This window comes from Clostridium sp. AWRP (genome assembly GCF_004006395.2).
GTDB lineage: Bacteria > Bacillota > Clostridia > Clostridiales > Clostridiaceae > Clostridium_B.
The window spans coordinates 1,915,207-1,933,829 of sequence record NZ_CP029758.2; the positions used below are offsets into that span (position 1 = coordinate 1,915,207).

Genomic DNA, 18,623 nt, shown 5'->3' on the forward strand with positions numbered 1-18,623 from the left:
TAATTAAAGTATTTTCTTTATCATAATTGCAGCAGAAGTCCTGTCCGATGTTCCAAGCTTACTATAAATATTACTTATATAGTTTTTAACAGTACCTTCGGATATGAATAGTGAAGAAGCAATTTGCTTGTTATTAAAGCCCATGGACAACATTTTAGCTATCTCAGTTTCTCTCTCTGAAAAATCTGAAATGACCTTTTTTTCATTTGGTTTAAAATTTGGATTTGATGAAAGGCTTTGAACAAGTTTTTTTGCTACACTTGAAGGCAGCATCATTGAACCTTTGTAAGCATCATTTATTGCCTTTATAAGTTCATCTCCTTCAATATCTTTTAATATATAACCTGAAGCACCATAATTTAATGCTTCAATGATATAATCTCCATCATTAAATGTAGTTAGGATCAGAATTATAACTTCAGGATATAAAGTTTTAAGCATTTTTGTGCATTTAACACCATCCATTTCAGGCATTCGTATATCCATTAATACTAAATCGGGAACATCATGCTTGCAAAACTCAAGTACATCGTTACCGTTTTTTACAGTACCTACTACAGTAAAATTTTCTTCAAGTTCAAGAATGGTTTTCAATCCATCTAGCATTAAAGTTTGATCATCTGCAATTAATATTTTAATGTTACTCATGATTCACCTCTTTCAATTCATGCACTTCGGAAAGGATATATATAAACCAAATCCTTCTCCAATTTTTGAAGATACGTGCATATTGCCATTAAGCTCTAAAACTTTGTCTCTCATCGCTCTAAGACCAAAGCCAGCGATTATTATATCCGAACCACTTCCATTGTCTTCAAGGGAAAAAAATATATTTTTATTGTCTTCATATATTTTAAGTAAAAAAGCACTACTTTTACCATGTTTCATTCCATTAGTCAGGCCTTCTAAAAGTGCAGAAAGGATAACTTTTTCTTGAGATTTTTTAAAAGATATATTTTCATCTATTTGAGATTTAATGACAACCTCACAATGTTTTTCTGTTTCTTTTATGACGGAATTTATTTCAGAATATAAATCAAGTATGTCATTGCCGCTTTCTAAAACACGTACAGAATTTCTTATATTATTGAGGCCTTTTCTAACCTGGCTTTGAGCAAGCCCAAGTTTTTCAAGTGCAGTATCAGTATCCTTATTTATAAGTCTTTTGGAGGCTTCTAGTTGAATTAAAACTGTGGTTAAAATGTGACCAACAGTGTCATGTATGTCCCTTGCTATTCTGTTTCTTTCTTTTAATGCAGTTGCAGCTTCAACACGTTCATAAGCTAGTTTAAGATTAGTATAAAGTAAATCTTTTTCTAGTTTTTTTATTGTAATGTCCTTCAAATTGTTTTCTATAATGCTTGTCTGTTTTAAAAGATAATTTATAAGAAAGAATAGTATATAAACAACGATAAAAATTGGCAAAGCTATAAGAATATAAGTAATACCCTTACTAATATCATAATATAACTTATCTAAAATGGAAACACAGCACATTATGTACATTATAAAAAATGTAATAACTCCAATAAGGATTTTCTCATTTACAACAATATCTTCTAATAAGAATAAATAAAGTGTTGTTGATAAAAAACTAGAATCAAATTTATTAATGAAAAATATAAGACATATTTCAAAGGAATAAATAAAAAAGTTTAATAATGTTAGTTTTCTATTTTTATTGTATAAACCATGAAGGAAAAAAGTGTTTATTGAGTAAAAGACTAAAAATATAAAATATAGTGACAATAGCACAATCCAGTTTGAAGCATTATATATTGAACTTGATATCATAACTAATGTGAAAGCACAGTAATTTATACATGTTATAATATTTTTAGATTTACTGACCATTAATTTCACCTCATAAAGTTTACTAAAATAAATTATATCATAATTAAAACGTCATTTTTGAATTCTAAAAAATAAGAACTTATATACATATAACATTTATGTAAGCTTAGGAAAGACAAGAACTAACCTTATTTAGAAGGGGGGATGTTGAAAAATTAATAGAAAAGAAAATAAAACTTTTACTGAAAATAACAGAAATAGTGAGCCTACTATACAGATAATGTACTGTGATAGTAGGCTTTAATGGTTGTAATAAAAATAAAATAATTTAAATACTACTCGCCAACAATAATTTCTTTTTTTCCTTCTTTACGTCTTTTAGCAAATTCCGCTGTGGCAGTAAAAAGTACATCTGTAGATGAGTTGAGAGCTGTTTCACAAGAATCTTGTAAAACACCTATTATAAATCCTACACCAACTACTTTCATAGCAATATCATTTGGTATCCCAAATAAACTGCATGCTACAGGAATTAGTAATAGTGAACCACCAGCAACACCGGAAGCACCACAGGCGCAGACAGCAGATAGCACACTTAAGATAAATGCTGTACCTATATCAACTGTGATACCAAGAGTATGAACTGCTGCTAGGGTTAAAACAGAAATGGTAACAGCAGCACCTGCCATATTTATGGTGGAACCTAACGGAATAGAGACAGAATATGTATTCTTATCCAATCCAAGTCTTTCACATAATCCTAAATTTATAGGAATATTTGCAGCCGAGCTTCTAGTAAAGAACGCTGTAATACCACTTTCTTTTAAGCATTTAAATACAAGAGGATATGGATTCCTATGAATATTTAAGAATACAATGATTGGATTAACAACAAGGGCTACAAATATCATACAACCAACTAGAGTTATAAGTAATTTCCCATAGCCAAGAAGGGTGGTAATTCCATTTGTAGAAATGGAATCAAATACAAGACCCATTATTCCAAGTGGGGCAAGATTAATGACCCATCTAACTATTGTTGATGTTGCATCTGAAAAATTAGCAATCATAGTTTTTGTGGAATCAGATGCATTTTTTAAAGCAAATCCAAAGAATATTGCCCAAGATAATATCCCGATGTAATTGGCAGTAGAAAGGGCTTTCACAGGATTATCAACGATATTCATCAATAGGGTTTTAAGGACTTCTACAACGCCGCCTGGTGGAGAAACGTTCTCTGCACTTTTTGCTAACGTTAAGGTAACCGGAAACATGAAACTTATAATAACTGCAACGAGACCAGCTGCAAATGTTCCTATAAGATAAAGTAATATAATGGATTTCATATTAGTTTTATGTCCACTCTTATGTTGAGAGATGGCTGACATAATTAAGAAAAATACCAATATGGGTGCTATGGCTTTTAAGGCTCCTACAAACAAGGATCCTAAAATTACGATGGGTTTTGCTTGTTGTGGAATTGTTATAGCTAATATAATACCTATAACCAAGCCAATAATTATTCGTTTTACTAAGCTTAATTGATTCCACTTGTTTAGTAGTTCTTTCATAAAAATTTCCTCCTAAAGTTAATTATAAAGTCCAACTATACAATTTTATCATGAAACTTGCCTAATGTGAAGTAACAAAGTTCATGAACAAGGCTTATAAATACATGTTGGATAACATAAATGAAGAAAATTACATATATGTATAAATATATTTTTACTAGAAAAACTATAAAAGATGAGATATAGAATATTCTATAATATCCATTGGCATAAAATATTAAATAGGAGGAGCTTTATATGAGTCAAACTACACTAGAAAAGAAAGAAACTATAAGAGAAAGAACAGAAGGGCGAGTTAGCTATCACGACTCTGTAGAAGAAATGCTTAAAAGAATCAGGAAAGATGGTATGTCAAACGTATTTGACAGATGGTTATCTCAAGAAAAAATTAGATGTAAGTTTTGCTTAGAGGGACTGAGCTGTCAATTGTGTTCTCAAGGCCCTTGTAGAATTAATCTTAAAGGAGAACAGAAAAAAGGGGTATGTGGTATTGGCCCAGATGCTATGGCAATGCGAAATATGTTACTTAAAAACATAATGGGAGCTGGAACATATAGCCATCATGCATATGAAGCATTTAGGACCTTAAGAGAAACTGGAGAAGGCAAGACCCCATTTACAATTAAAGATGTGAATAAACTCAAATGGATGTGTCAGAAAGTTGGAATTGATACAAGCGGAGATACTAATAAAATGGCAGTCAATCTGGCAAACTTTTTGGAAGCTGAAATGGGTAAAGATATAGAAGAACCCAGTGTTATGGTAGATGTGTTTTCACCAAGAAAGAGAAAAAAAGTTTGGAAAGATCTTGGAATTTATCCTTCAGGAGTAGTTCACGAAGAGCAAAATGCAGTAGCAAGTTGCTTAACAAATGTTGATGGAGATTATGTATCATTAGCTAAAAAAGCGCTGCGGTTAGGTCTATCAACTATTTATACAGCACAAATAGGACTTGAAATGGTACAGGATATACTTTTTGGCACGCCTACACCCCACGAGGTAAATGTGGACTTAGGAATTATGGATCCAGAGTATGTAAATATAGTATTTAATGGACATCAACCTTGGGCCGGTGCTGCTACTATTCAAAAGGCAAAGATGCAGCAGATACAGGAAAGGGCAAAGGCGGCTGGTGCAAAAGGGCTTAGAATAGTTGGGTCAATTGAAACAGGGCAGGAATTATTACAAAGATTTGAAGTAGATAATGTATTTGTAGGTTTAATGGGAGATTGGCTATCTATAGAACCACTTCTTGCTACAGGTACAGTTGATGTTCTTGCAATGGAAGAAAACTGTTCTCCACCTGCAATAGATCATTATGCTGAGAAATATCAGGTAACCTTAGTAGGCGTAAGCACTATTATAGGTATTCCAGGATTAAATTATTTAATTCCATATAATCCTGAAAAAGTTGATGAAATGGCTGACAAATTGATTGATTTAGCTATTGAAAACTTCAAAAAGAGAAAGGATAATATTACGCCAAAAGTTCCTAAAATAACACAGAAAGCAATAGCAGGGTTTTCTACTGAAGCAGTTTTAAAAGCTTTAGGAAATAAGCTTGATCCACTTGTTGATGTCATTAAAGCAGGAAAGATTAAAGGAATTGTGGCTTTGGCAAATTGTTCAACTCTAAGAAATGGTCCTCAAGATTGGAATACAGTTAACCTGGTAAAGGAATTGATTAAAAAGGATATTTTAGTTGTAGCCGGTGGGTGTGGCAATCATGCTCTTGAAGTAGCAGGATTTTGCAACTTAGATGCAATAAACATGGCTGGCCAAGGATTAAAAGAAGTATGTAATATGCTAAAGATTCCTCCAGTTCTAAGCTTTGGAACTTGTACAGATACGGGAAGAATATCTATGCTTGTTACAGAAATTGCTAATCACCTTGATGTAGATATACCAGATCTTCCTATTGCAGTAACGGCTCCTGAGTGGATGGAACAAAAAGCTACTATAGATGGTTTATTTGCAGTAGCCTATGGGGCATATACACATTTATCTCCGACTCCATTTCTAACAGGTGCAGAAAAGCTTGTAAAGCTTCTTACTGAGGATGTAGAGAGTTTAACAGGAGGTAAAGTTGCATTAGGAGACGATCCAAAAGAGGTAGCTAATAATATTGAAGCACACATATTAAGTAAAAGAAAGGGACTGGGGTTGTAAGGCATTAGGCATTTTCAAATAAATAACTAGTCAGTATGCTAGCATATTTGACTTGCTATTTTCTTTCAAATGCCTTATTAAATGGACGGCTAAAAATAATAGCCGTCCATTTTTAACCCTGAATCTTAGCTTCGGGAACTTAAAAAACAAGAATATGTTTGTGTGTATATGTATTAAATAGAAAGGGAGGTTATTTAAATTTATGAAAATGACTTTTTATTGAGCTGTAAATTGAGCTATAAAATCATCCTCATTATCCCAGGGTAAAACGTCTCCGTCCTCCCGAAGATAATCTAAAATTTGCCATACCCCTTTTTTTGTATAAGAACTTATGCGAAAAATTGTTTTACATCCAGCAAGTTTTAACCATTCCTCTGCCCGATCGGGATTAGCATTAGGTCGGTCTATTTGTGTTACTATACCTATAACTTCACGGTTTACAAGAGGTCTAATATTAGGGGGATATATAGAATAGGGTTCTATGGCACTAAGCAATAGACCTACTACATCTGCTTCATAAGAATATATAGCAAGAGCACTTGCTAACGATCTATTTTCTGCATATTCCCCTGGGGTGTCAATAATTACATCAAAATTATTAATATATTGAGTTTTGTGGTAAGAGATTTCTTGCCCTCTTAAAGTTTGGGTTAAAGTAGTTTTTCCGCATTCGCTCCTGCCAAACAAAATTAATTTTTTCATGTATGATCACCTACGTTCTTGTCATTTCACATGTTGTAAAGCCAAGAAATTCTTTACAATAGTCAATAATTGATTTTACAGCAGACTCAACTTCAGAAATTCCGCCTGTTATAATTAAGGTACCACTAAATCTGTCTACAAATCCTAAATCTAGGTTGCCAGTTTTAGTAGCTATATCTGCCGCAATAATTGCAGTTTCACTAGGAGTCATAGTCATGATTCCAATAGCAGCTTTTCCATAATCAATATTAGGATTTAGCCCTAACTTCTTATATATAATATTGTCAGGACCAGCAATTATATGTGCAAGGGTAATTTGTTTACCTGGAACAGTTTCTTGTATAATTCTCATTTTACCTTCATGCTCTATCATATTTTGTAAATCCATGTAATAGCCTCCTTTTCGACGTATTTTGCTACTAAATTCGACCTATTTTGCTATAACATTTTAATAATAAGGCATTGATGTACAATTGTCAACCAGGCATTTTTAGGCTATACATGGCATATGAATTACAGTTGGAGAAAAATCCTCTTTAATACTTTGCATTAATATGAAATATAAGTAAATAATAATATTTGAAATACGGTTAAAAAACGAACAGTAGTCAAAAAATGAACGCTATTTTTTAAGCATTTTGTTTAAAAAACGAACACAACATAATAAGTTGCATAAAAAAACTACCTAATTTGGATACTTTGGGCAGTGGCATACATATTGCTTATAATAAACAACAACATTAAATATTTCACCATTATTAAAACATCTGCAATTCTCAGTATGAATATAATTGAAATTGGGAATTGCAGATGTAGTTACAAAGGGATGTAAACGTATTTTACTATTAAAATTTTTTTAGATAGAAGGTAAAAAAATGTTTGAAGACATATATAAACAATTAGTAAATGAAGTAGACAAAGGACATCAATGTGTAACATTAACTTATATTGATTTACTTAGTATAGAAGAAGGTTCTATTATAAAAAAAGTTATTCTAACTAAAGAAGATATAGAAAAAAAATCCTTTTCAGTTAATGACAATATTTATGGAAAAATATGCAGTTCTTTAGAAACCGGCAAACTTGAAATGGTTGAAATAGGAGAAAATAGGAATGTTTTAATTGAACCATTTGTTCCTAAACCACGTTTAGTTGTTTTTGGTGGTGGACACATAGCAAAGCCAGTGACAGAATTTGCATCAAGAGTGGGATTTTCTGTTACAGTTATAGATGATAGACCTTTCTTTGCCAATAAACCAAGGTTTCCTGAAGCAGAAAAAGTCATCTGTGAAAGTTTCGAGAAATCTTTCGATTTAATCAACTTGGAAAAGTGTGATTATATAGTTATTGTAACAAGAGGTCATAGATATGATGGAGTTGTTTTACGTAAAGTCTTAAAGTACGATCTTAGTTACGTTGGAATGATAGGCTCAAGGCGTAGGGTAACTGCTATGAAAAAAGAGCTATTGGAAGAGGGATTCTCCAAAGAGAAGTTGGAATTAGTTAATGCTCCAATTGGCATAGATATAAATGCTATTACTCCAGATGAAATAGCTATTTCTATAATAGCACAGCTTATAAACTTCAAAAATAAAGAAACCATGAGCAAATTTGGTAAGAATTTTGCTATTCCGGAGTTTGATAAAGAAGTACTAAAAAATGCATCTGAAAAATCACCAAAACCTAAAGCATGTATAACTATACTTTCATCTAAAGGATCAGTTCCTAGAAAAGCAGGAGCCAAAATGATTACTTATCCTGATGGTATGAGTGTCGGAACTATAGGTGGAGGATGCAGTGAATCCTCTGTGCTGCAAAAGGCAAGAGAAATGATGAGGAAAACTACAGGCGAAAGGAGTTTTTTCATAGAGCATGTGGATATGACCGGAGATGTTGCTGAATCTGAAGGAATGGTTTGTGGGGGAACTATGGAGGTATTAATAGAGGTAATTTAGAGAGGAGTTGAATTACAATGAAAAAGATTAAAACTAAAGAAGCTGTAGGTCATGTACTTTGTCATGACATTACACAAATTATTAAGGGAGTAAAAAAAGGTGTCGCATTTAAAAAAGGACATATTGTTACTGAAGAAGATATTCCTGTTTTATTATCAATAGGAAAAGAAAATCTCTATATATGGGAAAAACGAGAGGGAATGCTTCACGAAAATGAAGCAGCAAAAATTCTTTATAATATTTGTAAAAATGATTATATGTGTCCTTCTGAGATTAAGGAAGGAAAAATTGAGTTAATTGCTGAAGAAGATGGTGTACTTAAAGTTGACATTGAAAGGCTTTGTAAAGTCAATTCACTTGGCGAAATGATGATTGCTACCCGTCACAATAACTTTCCGGTTAAAAAAGGTGATAAATTAGCGGGTACACGTATTATCCCTCTTGTAATTGAACAAGAGAAAATGGATAAGGCTGTTGAAGCTGCAGGAGATAAACCACTTATGAAAATTATGCCATTTAAGCATAAAAAAGTAGGTATTGTAACTACAGGAAGTGAGGTCTTTTATGGAAGAATAAAGGATACTTTTGGTCCGGTTATCAGAGAAAAACTTGCGGAATATGATACAGAAGTTTTAGGACAAAAGATTTTAAATGATAACCCAAATGAAATTACTCAAGCTATCAAGGACTTTGTTAATGAGGGAGCAGAATTAGTAATATGCACAGGTGGAATGAGTGTTGACCCCGATGATACAACACCAAGTGCAATAAAAAATACAGGTGCAAAAATTGTTTCTTATGGTGCTCCTGTGCTTCCTGGTGCAATGTTTTTGCTATCATATTACAAAAATACAATTCCAATTTTAGGATTGCCAGGTTGTGTAATGTATGCAAAACGTACCATTTTTGACCTAGTTCTTCCAAGAGTCATGGCAGATGATAAGATAACTCTAAAAGATCTTGCAAGCCTTGGACATGGTGGCTTATGCCTTTCATGTGATGTTTGTTCCTTCCCTAATTGTGGATTTGGAAAATAGATGTTATAGACAGTAAATTAAATTCCTTTATATATAATGGAAATAATATTATGTAGAAATCTTTTAAATATAATATATAATTTACATATATAATTTAGTATAATAAAAATATATATTATATATGGATTTAAAGTAGGCGATAACAAATTGGCCCTTTTCCATAAGGAGGGTAGTGCTGTGAAACAATATCAAATAATATATAATAATTTTGAAAAAATGCAGCATTTTATTTATAGCAATAATATCAATAATAGTGATAATGTTTTGATTCAGATTTTTACAGCAGTAATAGAAATGGAATTTATTAAGGACCTCACAGATAAAATAACATCCATATTGCCCAAAGCAGAAATTATAGGTGCAACAACTGCTGGAGAAATATATGAAGGAAACGTGTTTAGTAAAACTACAATAATATCGTTTTCTGTTTTTGAAAAAGTGAGAGTTAAGGCAAAGCTTTTAAGTAATAAGAATGAATATAAGTTAGGAGTAAATATTGTTAAAGAATTAAGTGAAGATGATACAAAAGCTATTATATTATTTTCTGATGGTTTGATCACAAATGGTTATGAAATTATTAAAGGTATAGAATCGGAAAATAATGAGATTATTGTTTGTGGTGGTAAAGCTGGTGATAATGGATATTTAAAGAAAACTTTTGTATTTACAAAGGAAGGCATTACGGAAAATGGTGTGGCAGCAGCTTCACTTACTGGAAAAAATTTAAGTATTACCACAGAACGCAGTTTTTCATGGTCACCTATTGGAAAATTAATGACTGTTACTAAAGCATTAAATAATAGAGTCTTTACAATAGATAATATTAAGGCAATTGATATTTACAAAAAATATCTTGGAGATGAAGTAGCCAAAGATTTGCCTATGTCTGCAACTGAATTCCCGTTAATGATTAAGAGAAATGACACCTACTTAGCAAGAGTGGCTTTTGGGTGCTATGATGATGGATCTTTGAGCTTTCTTGGAGATGTTAAAGTTAATGACAAGGTTCAGTTTGGTTATGGAAATATAAATATGATAACATCTCAAGCTTTAGAAATGACTAATAGATTAAAAAATAAGAATATCGAAGCAATTTTTATTTATTCCTGCTCAGTGAGAAGAAATTTTATGCAGAATAAAATTGGTATTGAAACATCTGCTGTAAATAATATTGCTCCAACTTTTGGATTTTTTACTTATGGTGAATTTTTTACCTTTAACCATTCAAATGAACTTTTAAATACAACAATGACAATATTAGGAATTTCTGAAGGCAACCAAACTTCTCATGAAAATGTATCTATATCTAATAATGAGAATGAAAACTCCTCAAAAAGCTTTTTCGAGGGAAAAGATTTTGGTGTAATTAAAGTGTTTACTAATCTTGTAAATCAAGTTACAAAGGAATTACAGGAAGCTAATAATGTATTAGAAAAACAAAAATATAAAGTAGAGCAGATGAATAATGCCACAAAAGCTATTATGGAAATAAATAGCCACATGTTGTCTTCCTGTGAAATTGATAACTTATTTCAAATGATACTTTGTAAGGCATTAGACGTAATTCCAAGTGGTACTATGGGAAGCATTTTATTTATGAAAAGTGATAAATTAGTTTATAAGGCAACAAAGGGATATTTTCCTGATAAAATAAAAGGAACAGGATATGATTTAAAGGATTTGTACCTATATAAAGTTAATGATATGAACGTTAAAGAATTTCGTAATCCTATAGTAATAAGTGATCTAGAAAAAAATCTGTTTAACGAAAAAGGTAAGTACGATTCATGGAAAAAGTTATTAGTTAAATGTCCTCATGAACTTTTAACTTGTGGTATATGTATTGATGGATGTGTCAAAGGATTTATTCATATATTTAATATAGATGAGAAAAAAAGTTTCAATGAGGATGACAAAAAGTTGTTGAAGTATTTGTCCTATGATATTGCTATAGCTTTTAAAAATGCGGAATTGTTAGAAAATATTCTATATATGTCTAGATATGATAGCTTAACTAAAATATATAACAGAAGCTATTTTAATAAGTTGTTAGGTGAAATTTTACATGAAGCAAAAATTTCAGAAAGTATTTTTGTTATATGCATAATAGACTTAAATAATCTTAAAGTTATTAATGATACCTATGGTCACATTATAGGTGATGAAGTCCTTGGCCAATTTGCAAATATGTTTAAGAAAGAAATTCGTGAAGCGGATATTTTCGCGAGAGTCGGTGGAGATGAGTTTGCAGTAGTGTTTGTAAACAAAGATAAGAATAGTGTAATTAATATTATAAGTAGGGTTTCCCAGATATTTAAAGATTGTCCTTTTAATTTAAATGGAGATAAAAAGGAGATTAGTTTTGCCTATGGGCTTTCTCAGTTTAAAGATGATTCAGATGATGTTAGCGAACTTTTAAAAATAGCTGACAAAAGAATGTATGAAAAAAAGAAGAGAATGAAGGATAGAAGAAAAATATGATGTATAATTTGTGCTATACATCATATTTTTAGATATTATTTTTTATTTATTGGAAAATACACTTCTGTTACAAATTCATTGTGACTGCATTTAGAATCAGGACCTTTGATGTATTCATCATGAGGAGGTCCAGCTATTTTATAGGAATTTTTATTTATCCAGTCAAGAAGTTCAGCATAAGCTTCACCAATTTCACTATAAGGACCTACAAAAGTTGTGTGAACATATAAACCACCTTTTAAAATTTTAGTTGATGAAGTGGTCGTTTTTAATTGCCTATTTACTGGAATGCACACTTCTATATCTGCATTATTTTCATCAAAACCTCTGTCGAAATTTTGGTCAAAATCTTGATAATAATAAAGCGTTCTTATATTTCCTGCTGGCGAAAGACCATTTCTATAAATACTTTCAAAAACCTTACCTATTAAGTTGCCTATATTATCCATTGAAATTGTGTCTCTTATACTTAAAACTGTTATATCTTTTAAAGTGTCAATTGAAATATTAAAATTTCTTTTAGAATTCATAATATCCTCACCTTTCTGTAATTGATCCATCGAATTTTTAAGCTGAAATAAAATATTATTGTATTGCTGTATTTCAACCTCAAGGAAAACTATCTGTTTTGATAGTAATTTCTTTAAAGTAATGTTGCTTTTGTCTTCCATAATTTGTTTTATTTTATCCAATGAAAATTTATATTTTTTAAGCCTATTTATTTTTAGAATGTCTTGTACTTGATGCTTTTCATAATATCTATACTGATTTTCCGGATTAACAAAAGTTGGTTTGATCAATCCAATTTTATCGTAATGTCTAAGCATTTTAGTTGAAGTATTTCCAATTTTCGAAAATTGTCCTATAGTGTACATAAAAATCTCCTTTAATTTATTTCCTTCGAAGTGATTAATTATATTTTAAACTTTACCATAATGTCAAAGTCAATAGGAATATAATCAAAAATTGAATTATGGTATTTCATATGAAAAACTATGCTATAATTTTTAGTAGAATAAAAAATTTAATTTATTGTTGGAGGTTTATTCTATGAAAAAAGTTTATTTTAAGGCTATTGATTCATACTCTAAAACAGAAGAGATAAGTGATGCTGCTGGCAAACTCTTAAAAAAAGTAGTGAAAGAGGAACATATAAGTCTTGAAAAATTCATACCTCTTAAAGTCCATTTTGGAGAAAAGGGTAATAATACTTTTATACAATCGAAAAATTTTGCCGGTATAATAAATTATTTAAAGGCAAATAACATAGATAGTGCATTTATAGAGACGAATGTTCTCTATAGAGGTGAAAGAACTACGAGGGAAAAACATTTGAAACTTGCAAAAGATCATGGATTTACTGAGCTACCTGTAATAATAGCTGATGGTGAATACGGAGAAGATTTTGAAGAAATTGAAATCAGTAAAAAAAATTTTAACAAATGTAAGGTAGGAAAAGAAATTGCAAACAAAAAACAGCTTATTGTCTTAAGTCACTTTAAAGGTCATATACTTGCTGGTTTTGGAGGTGCTATAAAACAACTTGGAATGGGATGTGCATCAAGAGGGGGAAAACTTGCCCAACACGCAAATTCTGTACCTAAAATTAACTTCTTTAAATGTAAAGGATGCAGCGCTTGTGCAAAAAAGTGTCCTCAAAATGCCATAACCGTAAATAGAAAGGCAAAGATCAATAAAGACAAATGTGTTGGTTGTGCTTCTTGTATGGTAATATGTCCACAGGGAGCTATTTATCACAGCTGGCTTGGATCTATGACTAAATCTTTTAATGAAAGACTTGCAGAATATGCTTATGCCGCAGCAAAGGGAAAGAAAAATATTTACATAACCTTTGCTTTTAATATAACTAAAAATTGTGACTGCGAAGGACACAATATGAAACCAATAGCAAAGGATATTGGAGTTTTTGCTTCAACAGATCCTGTGGCTATTGATAAGGCTTGTCTTGATACTCTTGATAAGAATAATGGTAGAATTATATTTAAAAGGGGAAGATATACTCTTGACTATGGGGAAAAAATAGGTTTAGGTAGTAAAGATTATGAGCTTATTGAAATAAATTAGATTATATCCATAAAGATTATATATTTGGCATTTATAAAAGCATTAAAAAGTTAAATAGGTGTAATGGAATAAATGGTGTTTTTTTAGTTAAAATATATGTATGCTGAAATATAATTGAGAGGTGTAAATATAATTATGGATGAGAAATTATTACAAAGGTTTAAAGATAAATTGAAATCACAAAAAGATGCAGCTTATGATTTATTAGATCAGATGGAAAAGAATGAAACAATAAAATCCAATGCAGAACTGTCTACAGAGCTGTCTTTTTATGACAATCACCCAGCAGATAATGCCAGCAGCATATTTGACAAGGAAAGAGGGCTAGCTTTTCAAAAAAATGAAGAATTTATTATAGAGAAGATAGATGATGCCTTAAAAAAAATAGAAGAAGGTACTTATGGCATATGTGAAGTCTGTGGTAAGAAAATAGATATAGATAGATTAGAATTCCTTCCATATGCAGAGCGCTGTATTGACTGCCAGCAAAGTATAGATAATTCAAAACCTGATGAAATGAACAACAGACCTTCAGAAGAAGATGTCCTTAAGGATACCTGGAATAGAGGATACCATGGAGACCACGATCAGGTTGGATTTGATATAGAAGACAGTTACCAATCAGTTAACAAGTTTAATAGAAGAAAAAATATAGTTGAAGAATATGAGGATGAGGATGAAACATATGTTGATCCTATAGAGAGAATAAGTAATGAGGAGTATAAAAATCAATTACCTTAAGAAAATCAACAGTTTAAACTTTAGACATTCTGCAAGTGTTATTGCAGGAGTGTTTTATGGTAATATAAAAAGATTGCAATCAAGTTACATAAAGTAAAACTTGTGCAATCTTTTTTATTATTGAATATAGGTTAAGTATTTTGAGGAAGACCAGCCTTCAATTCCATTTATACTGATTTTATACCAGCTGCCATCTGAAGTTTGGCCAATTTTCTGTGCATATTGTCCTTGAGAGAGTACTCCAATTATTTGTGCTGTGGAAGATGAATTTGACCTTATATTTAACTGGTATGCACCACTAATAGTTATATATTGATTTGTTGGTACTGCACCAAGAATATTTCCCCACATCCATCCTGTTTGTCCATTGTAAGTAACTTGATACCATCCATTTGAATAATCCGCTAATTTTAAAATAGTACCTTTTGGAATGGTAGTTAAAATAGAGTAACTTGTTGATGGGTTTGTCCTTAAGTTCACATAATTTGTTACATTTGCAACTTGTGCATATCCGCCAACTTTAAATTTCAAATTTGATGAAGTATCAGAAGTTGTATTATTTTGATTTACTGGTGCTGCACCAAGAATATTTCCCCATATCCATCCTGTTTGCCCATTATAAGTAACTTGATACCATCCATTTGAATAATCCGTTAATTTTAAAATAGTACCTTTTGGAACAGTGGTTAAAATAGCATAACTTGTTGATGGGTTTGTTCTTAAATTTGCATAACTTGTTACATTTGCAACTTGTGCATATCCACCAATTTTAAATGTAGAAGATTGTGTAGTAGTTCCAGTTGTTTGAGAAGATGCATCTTCAACTATATTTATATAACGTGCAGGTATATATCCCTGATTAATTGTGTTCATGCTTATAAAATATCTTTTAGCACCTTGTATTCCGCCGTAAGTTTGATCTGGTGTTGATTCATAGGTAAATGCACCTTGTACTCCATTTAAAGTTCCCCATTTATCAAAGATAACTACATGATCACCTGGTTTGTCTAGGATATCCATGTGTTGTAGACTGTTTAAATCAATTTTTTTAAAATAGTTGTTTAATAAGGTGCTTGTTGATTGTTTATAATCTGCAATATTAAAAGAAGCTTGTACAAAACCAGAGCAATCCATTCCTGCAGTTCCAGGTATATATCCTAGTCCACCACCTGTATTTACGTTTCCTGTAAAGGCACCTTTGTTAACTGCATCAAGAAAGCTTGTCCACGGAGCATTGTAAGAAGTGGTATTAATTCCGTCAATACCGCCCCAAGCATAAGGTATACCTTTAAAAGTAGCTGTTGTTACACCTTTAAACTGATTTGGCAGTGTAACACTTGATGAATATTGAGAAGATATATTGCTATTTCTATTTGCAGAGTATGTCCAGGTTAAATCCACTAAACTTGTGGCCCTTTGCTCAACTTGAGTTCTTGATATTGGAGTTTGTGCAGCTGCACTTACTTTGTAAAAAGGCACACTCATTACTGAGGTAAATGCAATTAATGGAACTAAAATTTTAGCTAAGCTTTTTTTCATTTTTTCCATCCTTTCAAGAATATTTTGAAAACGTTCAATATTAGAACCTAATTAAATTATAATAATACAATTCTATGTTATCAATCATCAAAAGTTGGAATGACCTAACACCAAAATGTATTTAAGGTGTAATATACCAAACTCCAGACACTATACCCGTTGTTTTTTTAATCTATATTTGTTATAATACATATATAACAAATATAAGAATTATAACAAATATAGTATATAAAAGAGGGGGAGCATTATGCTAAATAGAAATACTAAATTAAGTGTTGTGCTAGCTTTAGCAACTTGTACTTTTTTATCTTATCCTGCTTATGCAGAGGACAACTTTAGTGTACAAAGATTATATGGCAGTGACAGATATGAGACCTGCAGTAATATAGCTAACTATTTTCAGCAAGGACAATTGGACAGTGTAATAGTTGCAAGTGGGGAACAATTTGCAGATGCACTTTCAGCTGGATGTCTACAGAAATTAGGAAATTCTCCTACAATGCTTGTAGGTAAAAATATAAAAAGTAGTGATAAAACATTAGGTTATATTGAAAATCATTTAAAAAAAGAAGGAACTATATATATTTTAGGAGGGCAAGCTTCTGTAAATAGTGAATTTGAAAGGTATTTTAAAGAAAGAGGCTTTAATAAAATAATAAGATTAGGTGGAAAAGACAGATATGAAACTAATGTAAAAGTAGTAAGCAAAATAGATGTAAAGGAAGGAACTCCAGCAATTGTAGCAAATGGTGACAATTTTCCTGATGCTTTAAGTATAGCGAGCATAGCTTCATATAAAGGATATCCTGTTTTTATAACTCCTTCTGGAAACCTGCCAAATGAGATAGAAGAAAAAATTAAGAAAATTAAGCCTTCTAAGGTATATGTTATAGGAGGAATCAGTTCTGTAAGCAGCAATATAGAGAGTAAATTGAAAGAAGTATCACAAAATGTAGTGAGAATAGAAGGTAAAGATAGATATGAAACTTCTATAAATATATGCAAATATTTCAATAAAGATTTGAAAAGATTAGTAGTCGCAAGTGGAAAAAACTTTCCAGATGCACTTTCTGGTATTGCTCTTTCTGCTAAATTTAAGGCACCTATAGTAATAACTGATGAAAGTAATGTAGAGGAACTTAAATCTTATATACAGGATCAAAAGTTGGATAAAATTATAATACTTGGAGGAGAAAATATGATTTCTAAAGATGTAGAGGATATTTTGAATCCCCTGAGCTTAAAATCTAAAGCTCAGGATTTTATGAAATGTTTGCTAAATAAGAAAATAGATGAGGCTGTGGAAGGATTAAGCACTGATTTAAGATCCGGATATGGAGAAAGCATAATGAAAAGTTGTTTTTCCAGTATGAGCTTTAAAGGAATGGATGCAAAACCTTTAAATATAAAGCAGGAAAAGCTGCCTCTTGGTAACATGGTTACATTAACATATAAAGTAGAAGGGCTTCCTACAAATTTAAATATAAAAATAAAATATGATAATGATGGAAAAATATATGATTTCACATCTGAAGCTGCCACAGTGGGAAGTAATTATAAACTTCCATCTTATGTGAATACAGATGCTTTTACTGAAAAAAATGTGGCTATAGGAGATGAAAAGTATAAACTTCCAGGAGTATTGAGCATACCTAAAGGAAAGGGACCATTCCCGGCAGTAGTGCTTGTCCACGGAAGTGGCGCTAATGATATGGACGAGACCTATGGGGACACAAAGGTGTTTAAGGATATATCGGCAGGACTTGCTTCAAAGGGAATTGCAGTGATTCGCTATAATAAGAGGTCAAATGAATATCCATCTTTAACTGCAATAGATACAAAACTTGATTTAAATAAGGAAACAGTAAATGATGCAGTAGATGCAGTGAAATTATTAAAGAAAACTAAAGAAATTGATTCTAGCAAGGTCTTTGTTTTAGGACACAGTCAGGGGGCAATGCTTACACCAACTATATTAAAAGATTGCGGCAATAGCGGGGCAGCTGGTGGAATAATGATGGCAGGGCCAGTAGATTTTTTAGACACATTTTTAGAGCAAAGTAAATATTTGAATTCAATAGGATATATGGATGAAAATAATCTAAAGTATATACAAAACTTATATGACTTAGTAAAAAACAATAAAGATTTTCCTAAAAATATAGCTGAAAATACTATAATTTTTCATGCATATCCCTATTATTGGTTAAGTGTTAAGAATTCAACTCAAGTGCAGGATGCAGTAGATATAAAAAATCCCCTGCTTATTCTTCAAGGAAAGAGGGATTATCAAGTAGCTGCTTCCAATTTAGAAAAGTGGAAGAATATATTGAAGAATAAACAAAATGTTGAATATAATTCTTATGATAAGCTAAATCACTTTTTTATAGAAGGAGAAGGCAAGATGACTCCTGAGGAGTATGGAAAGGGTAATGTACCAAAGTATGTTGTAGACGATATAGTAAACTGGATTAGCAAATATTCTAAATAGAGATTTTTAACGGGCCACCCATTTTAAGGGTGGTCATAATTAGAATTAAAGATATGAT

The 18,623-nt window shown here is 31.4% G+C and carries 14 protein-coding genes; 7 read left to right on the forward strand and 7 right to left on the reverse strand.

Going from position 1 to position 18,623, the window contains the following annotated elements:
- Nucleotides 1-3: 3 nt before the first annotated feature.
- The 3 genes from DMR38_RS08935 to sstT form a co-directional block, all read right to left on the reverse strand.
- The gene (locus DMR38_RS08935; protein ID WP_127720945.1) at nucleotides 4-648 is read right to left on the reverse strand and encodes a response regulator transcription factor; all 645 of its coding nucleotides are present in this window, start codon (nucleotides 646-648) and stop codon (nucleotides 4-6) included.
- Nucleotides 649-660: 12 nt separating this feature from the next.
- Entirely contained in the window at nucleotides 661-1,425 is a 765-nt protein-coding gene (locus tag DMR38_RS08940) for a histidine kinase (RefSeq protein ID WP_243124514.1), read from the reverse strand.
- Nucleotides 1,426-2,129: 704 nt separating this feature from the next.
- A complete protein-coding gene (gene sstT / locus DMR38_RS08945) occupies nucleotides 2,130-3,365 on the reverse strand; it encodes a serine/threonine transporter SstT (protein WP_127720946.1) in 1,236 nt (411 codons plus the stop codon).
- A gap of 237 nt (nucleotides 3,366-3,602) precedes the next feature.
- Between sstT and cooS the strand changes: the two genes are divergently transcribed.
- A complete protein-coding gene (gene cooS, locus DMR38_RS08950; RefSeq protein ID WP_127720947.1) occupies nucleotides 3,603-5,534 on the forward strand; it encodes an anaerobic carbon-monoxide dehydrogenase catalytic subunit in 1,932 nt (643 codons plus the stop codon).
- A gap of 216 nt (nucleotides 5,535-5,750) precedes the next feature.
- Here cooS and eutP read toward each other — a convergent pair whose 3' ends face one another.
- Nucleotides 5,751-6,236 carry a EutP/PduV family microcompartment system protein gene (gene eutP, locus DMR38_RS08955; protein ID WP_127720948.1) on the reverse strand — a complete coding sequence of 162 codons (486 nt, stop codon included), beginning with the start codon at nucleotides 6,234-6,236 and terminating at the stop codon, nucleotides 5,751-5,753.
- Nucleotides 6,237-6,246: 10 nt separating this feature from the next.
- Nucleotides 6,247-6,624 (reverse strand): BMC domain-containing protein, encoded by a 378-nt coding sequence (locus DMR38_RS08960; protein ID WP_013238448.1) that lies wholly within the window; start codon nucleotides 6,622-6,624, stop codon nucleotides 6,247-6,249.
- 487 nt (nucleotides 6,625-7,111) lie between these two features.
- Here DMR38_RS08960 and DMR38_RS08965 point away from each other — a divergent pair, with 487 nt between their 5' ends.
- The 3 genes from DMR38_RS08965 (at nucleotide 7,112) to DMR38_RS08975 (ending at nucleotide 11,709) form a co-directional block, all read left to right on the forward strand.
- Nucleotides 7,112-8,191: an XdhC/CoxI family protein gene (locus DMR38_RS08965; RefSeq protein ID WP_127720949.1), complete on the forward strand. Its 1,080-nt coding sequence runs from the start codon at nucleotides 7,112-7,114 to the stop codon at nucleotides 8,189-8,191.
- Between the two features lie 17 nt (nucleotides 8,192-8,208).
- The gene (locus tag DMR38_RS08970) at nucleotides 8,209-9,228 is read left to right on the forward strand and encodes a molybdopterin-binding protein (protein ID WP_127720950.1); all 1,020 of its coding nucleotides are present in this window, start codon (nucleotides 8,209-8,211) and stop codon (nucleotides 9,226-9,228) included.
- 177 nt (nucleotides 9,229-9,405) lie between these two features.
- A complete protein-coding gene (locus tag DMR38_RS08975; protein ID WP_127720951.1) occupies nucleotides 9,406-11,709 on the forward strand; it encodes a diguanylate cyclase in 2,304 nt (767 codons plus the stop codon).
- 35 nt (nucleotides 11,710-11,744) lie between these two features.
- Here DMR38_RS08975 and DMR38_RS08980 read toward each other — a convergent pair whose 3' ends face one another.
- On the reverse strand, nucleotides 11,745-12,584 hold the full coding sequence (locus DMR38_RS08980; protein ID WP_127720952.1) for a MerR family transcriptional regulator: 840 nt from the start codon (nucleotides 12,582-12,584) through the stop codon (nucleotides 11,745-11,747).
- Between the two features lie 175 nt (nucleotides 12,585-12,759).
- Here DMR38_RS08980 and DMR38_RS08985 point away from each other — a divergent pair, with 175 nt between their 5' ends.
- A complete protein-coding gene (locus tag DMR38_RS08985; protein WP_175412956.1) occupies nucleotides 12,760-13,794 on the forward strand; it encodes a DUF362 domain-containing protein in 1,035 nt (344 codons plus the stop codon).
- Nucleotides 13,795-13,929: 135 nt separating this feature from the next.
- Nucleotides 13,930-14,535 carry a TraR/DksA C4-type zinc finger protein gene (locus DMR38_RS08990; RefSeq protein WP_127720953.1) on the forward strand — a complete coding sequence of 202 codons (606 nt, stop codon included), beginning with the start codon at nucleotides 13,930-13,932 and terminating at the stop codon, nucleotides 14,533-14,535.
- Between the two features lie 117 nt (nucleotides 14,536-14,652).
- Here DMR38_RS08990 and DMR38_RS08995 read toward each other — a convergent pair whose 3' ends face one another.
- Entirely contained in the window at nucleotides 14,653-16,074 is a 1,422-nt protein-coding gene (locus tag DMR38_RS08995; RefSeq protein ID WP_127720954.1) for an SH3 domain-containing protein, read from the reverse strand.
- A 247-nt stretch (nucleotides 16,075-16,321) separates the two neighbouring features.
- Here DMR38_RS08995 and DMR38_RS09000 point away from each other — a divergent pair, with 247 nt between their 5' ends.
- Entirely contained in the window at nucleotides 16,322-18,565 is a 2,244-nt protein-coding gene (locus DMR38_RS09000; RefSeq protein ID WP_127720955.1) for a cell wall-binding repeat-containing protein, read from the forward strand.
- Nucleotides 18,566-18,623: the final 58 nt, after the last annotated feature.

Excerpts from the sequence above, each read along its gene's own strand:
- DMR38_RS08985 (WP_175412956.1), top strand. The coding sequence starts at position 12,760 with ATGAAAAAAGTTTATTTTAAGGCTATTGATTCATACTCTAAAACAGAA.
- DMR38_RS08965 (WP_127720949.1), top strand. The coding sequence starts at position 7,112 with ATGTTTGAAGACATATATAAACAATTAGTAAATGAAGTAGACAAAGGA.
- eutP (WP_127720948.1), bottom strand. The coding sequence starts at position 6,236 with ATGAAAAAATTAATTTTGTTTGGCAGGAGCGAATGCGGAAAAACTACT.
- DMR38_RS08970 (WP_127720950.1), top strand. The coding sequence starts at position 8,209 with ATGAAAAAGATTAAAACTAAAGAAGCTGTAGGTCATGTACTTTGTCAT.
- cooS (WP_127720947.1), top strand. The coding sequence starts at position 3,603 with ATGAGTCAAACTACACTAGAAAAGAAAGAAACTATAAGAGAAAGAACA.
- DMR38_RS08935 (WP_127720945.1), bottom strand. The coding sequence starts at position 648 with ATGAGTAACATTAAAATATTAATTGCAGATGATCAAACTTTAATGCTA.
- DMR38_RS08990 (WP_127720953.1), top strand. The coding sequence starts at position 13,930 with ATGGATGAGAAATTATTACAAAGGTTTAAAGATAAATTGAAATCACAA.
- DMR38_RS08995 (WP_127720954.1), bottom strand. The coding sequence starts at position 16,074 with ATGAAAAAAAGCTTAGCTAAAATTTTAGTTCCATTAATTGCATTTACC.
- DMR38_RS09000 (WP_127720955.1), top strand. The coding sequence starts at position 16,322 with ATGCTAAATAGAAATACTAAATTAAGTGTTGTGCTAGCTTTAGCAACT.
- DMR38_RS08960 (WP_013238448.1), bottom strand. The coding sequence starts at position 6,624 with ATGGATTTACAAAATATGATAGAGCATGAAGGTAAAATGAGAATTATA.
- sstT (WP_127720946.1), bottom strand. The coding sequence starts at position 3,365 with ATGAAAGAACTACTAAACAAGTGGAATCAATTAAGCTTAGTAAAACGA.
- DMR38_RS08980 (WP_127720952.1), bottom strand. The coding sequence starts at position 12,584 with ATGTACACTATAGGACAATTTTCGAAAATTGGAAATACTTCAACTAAA.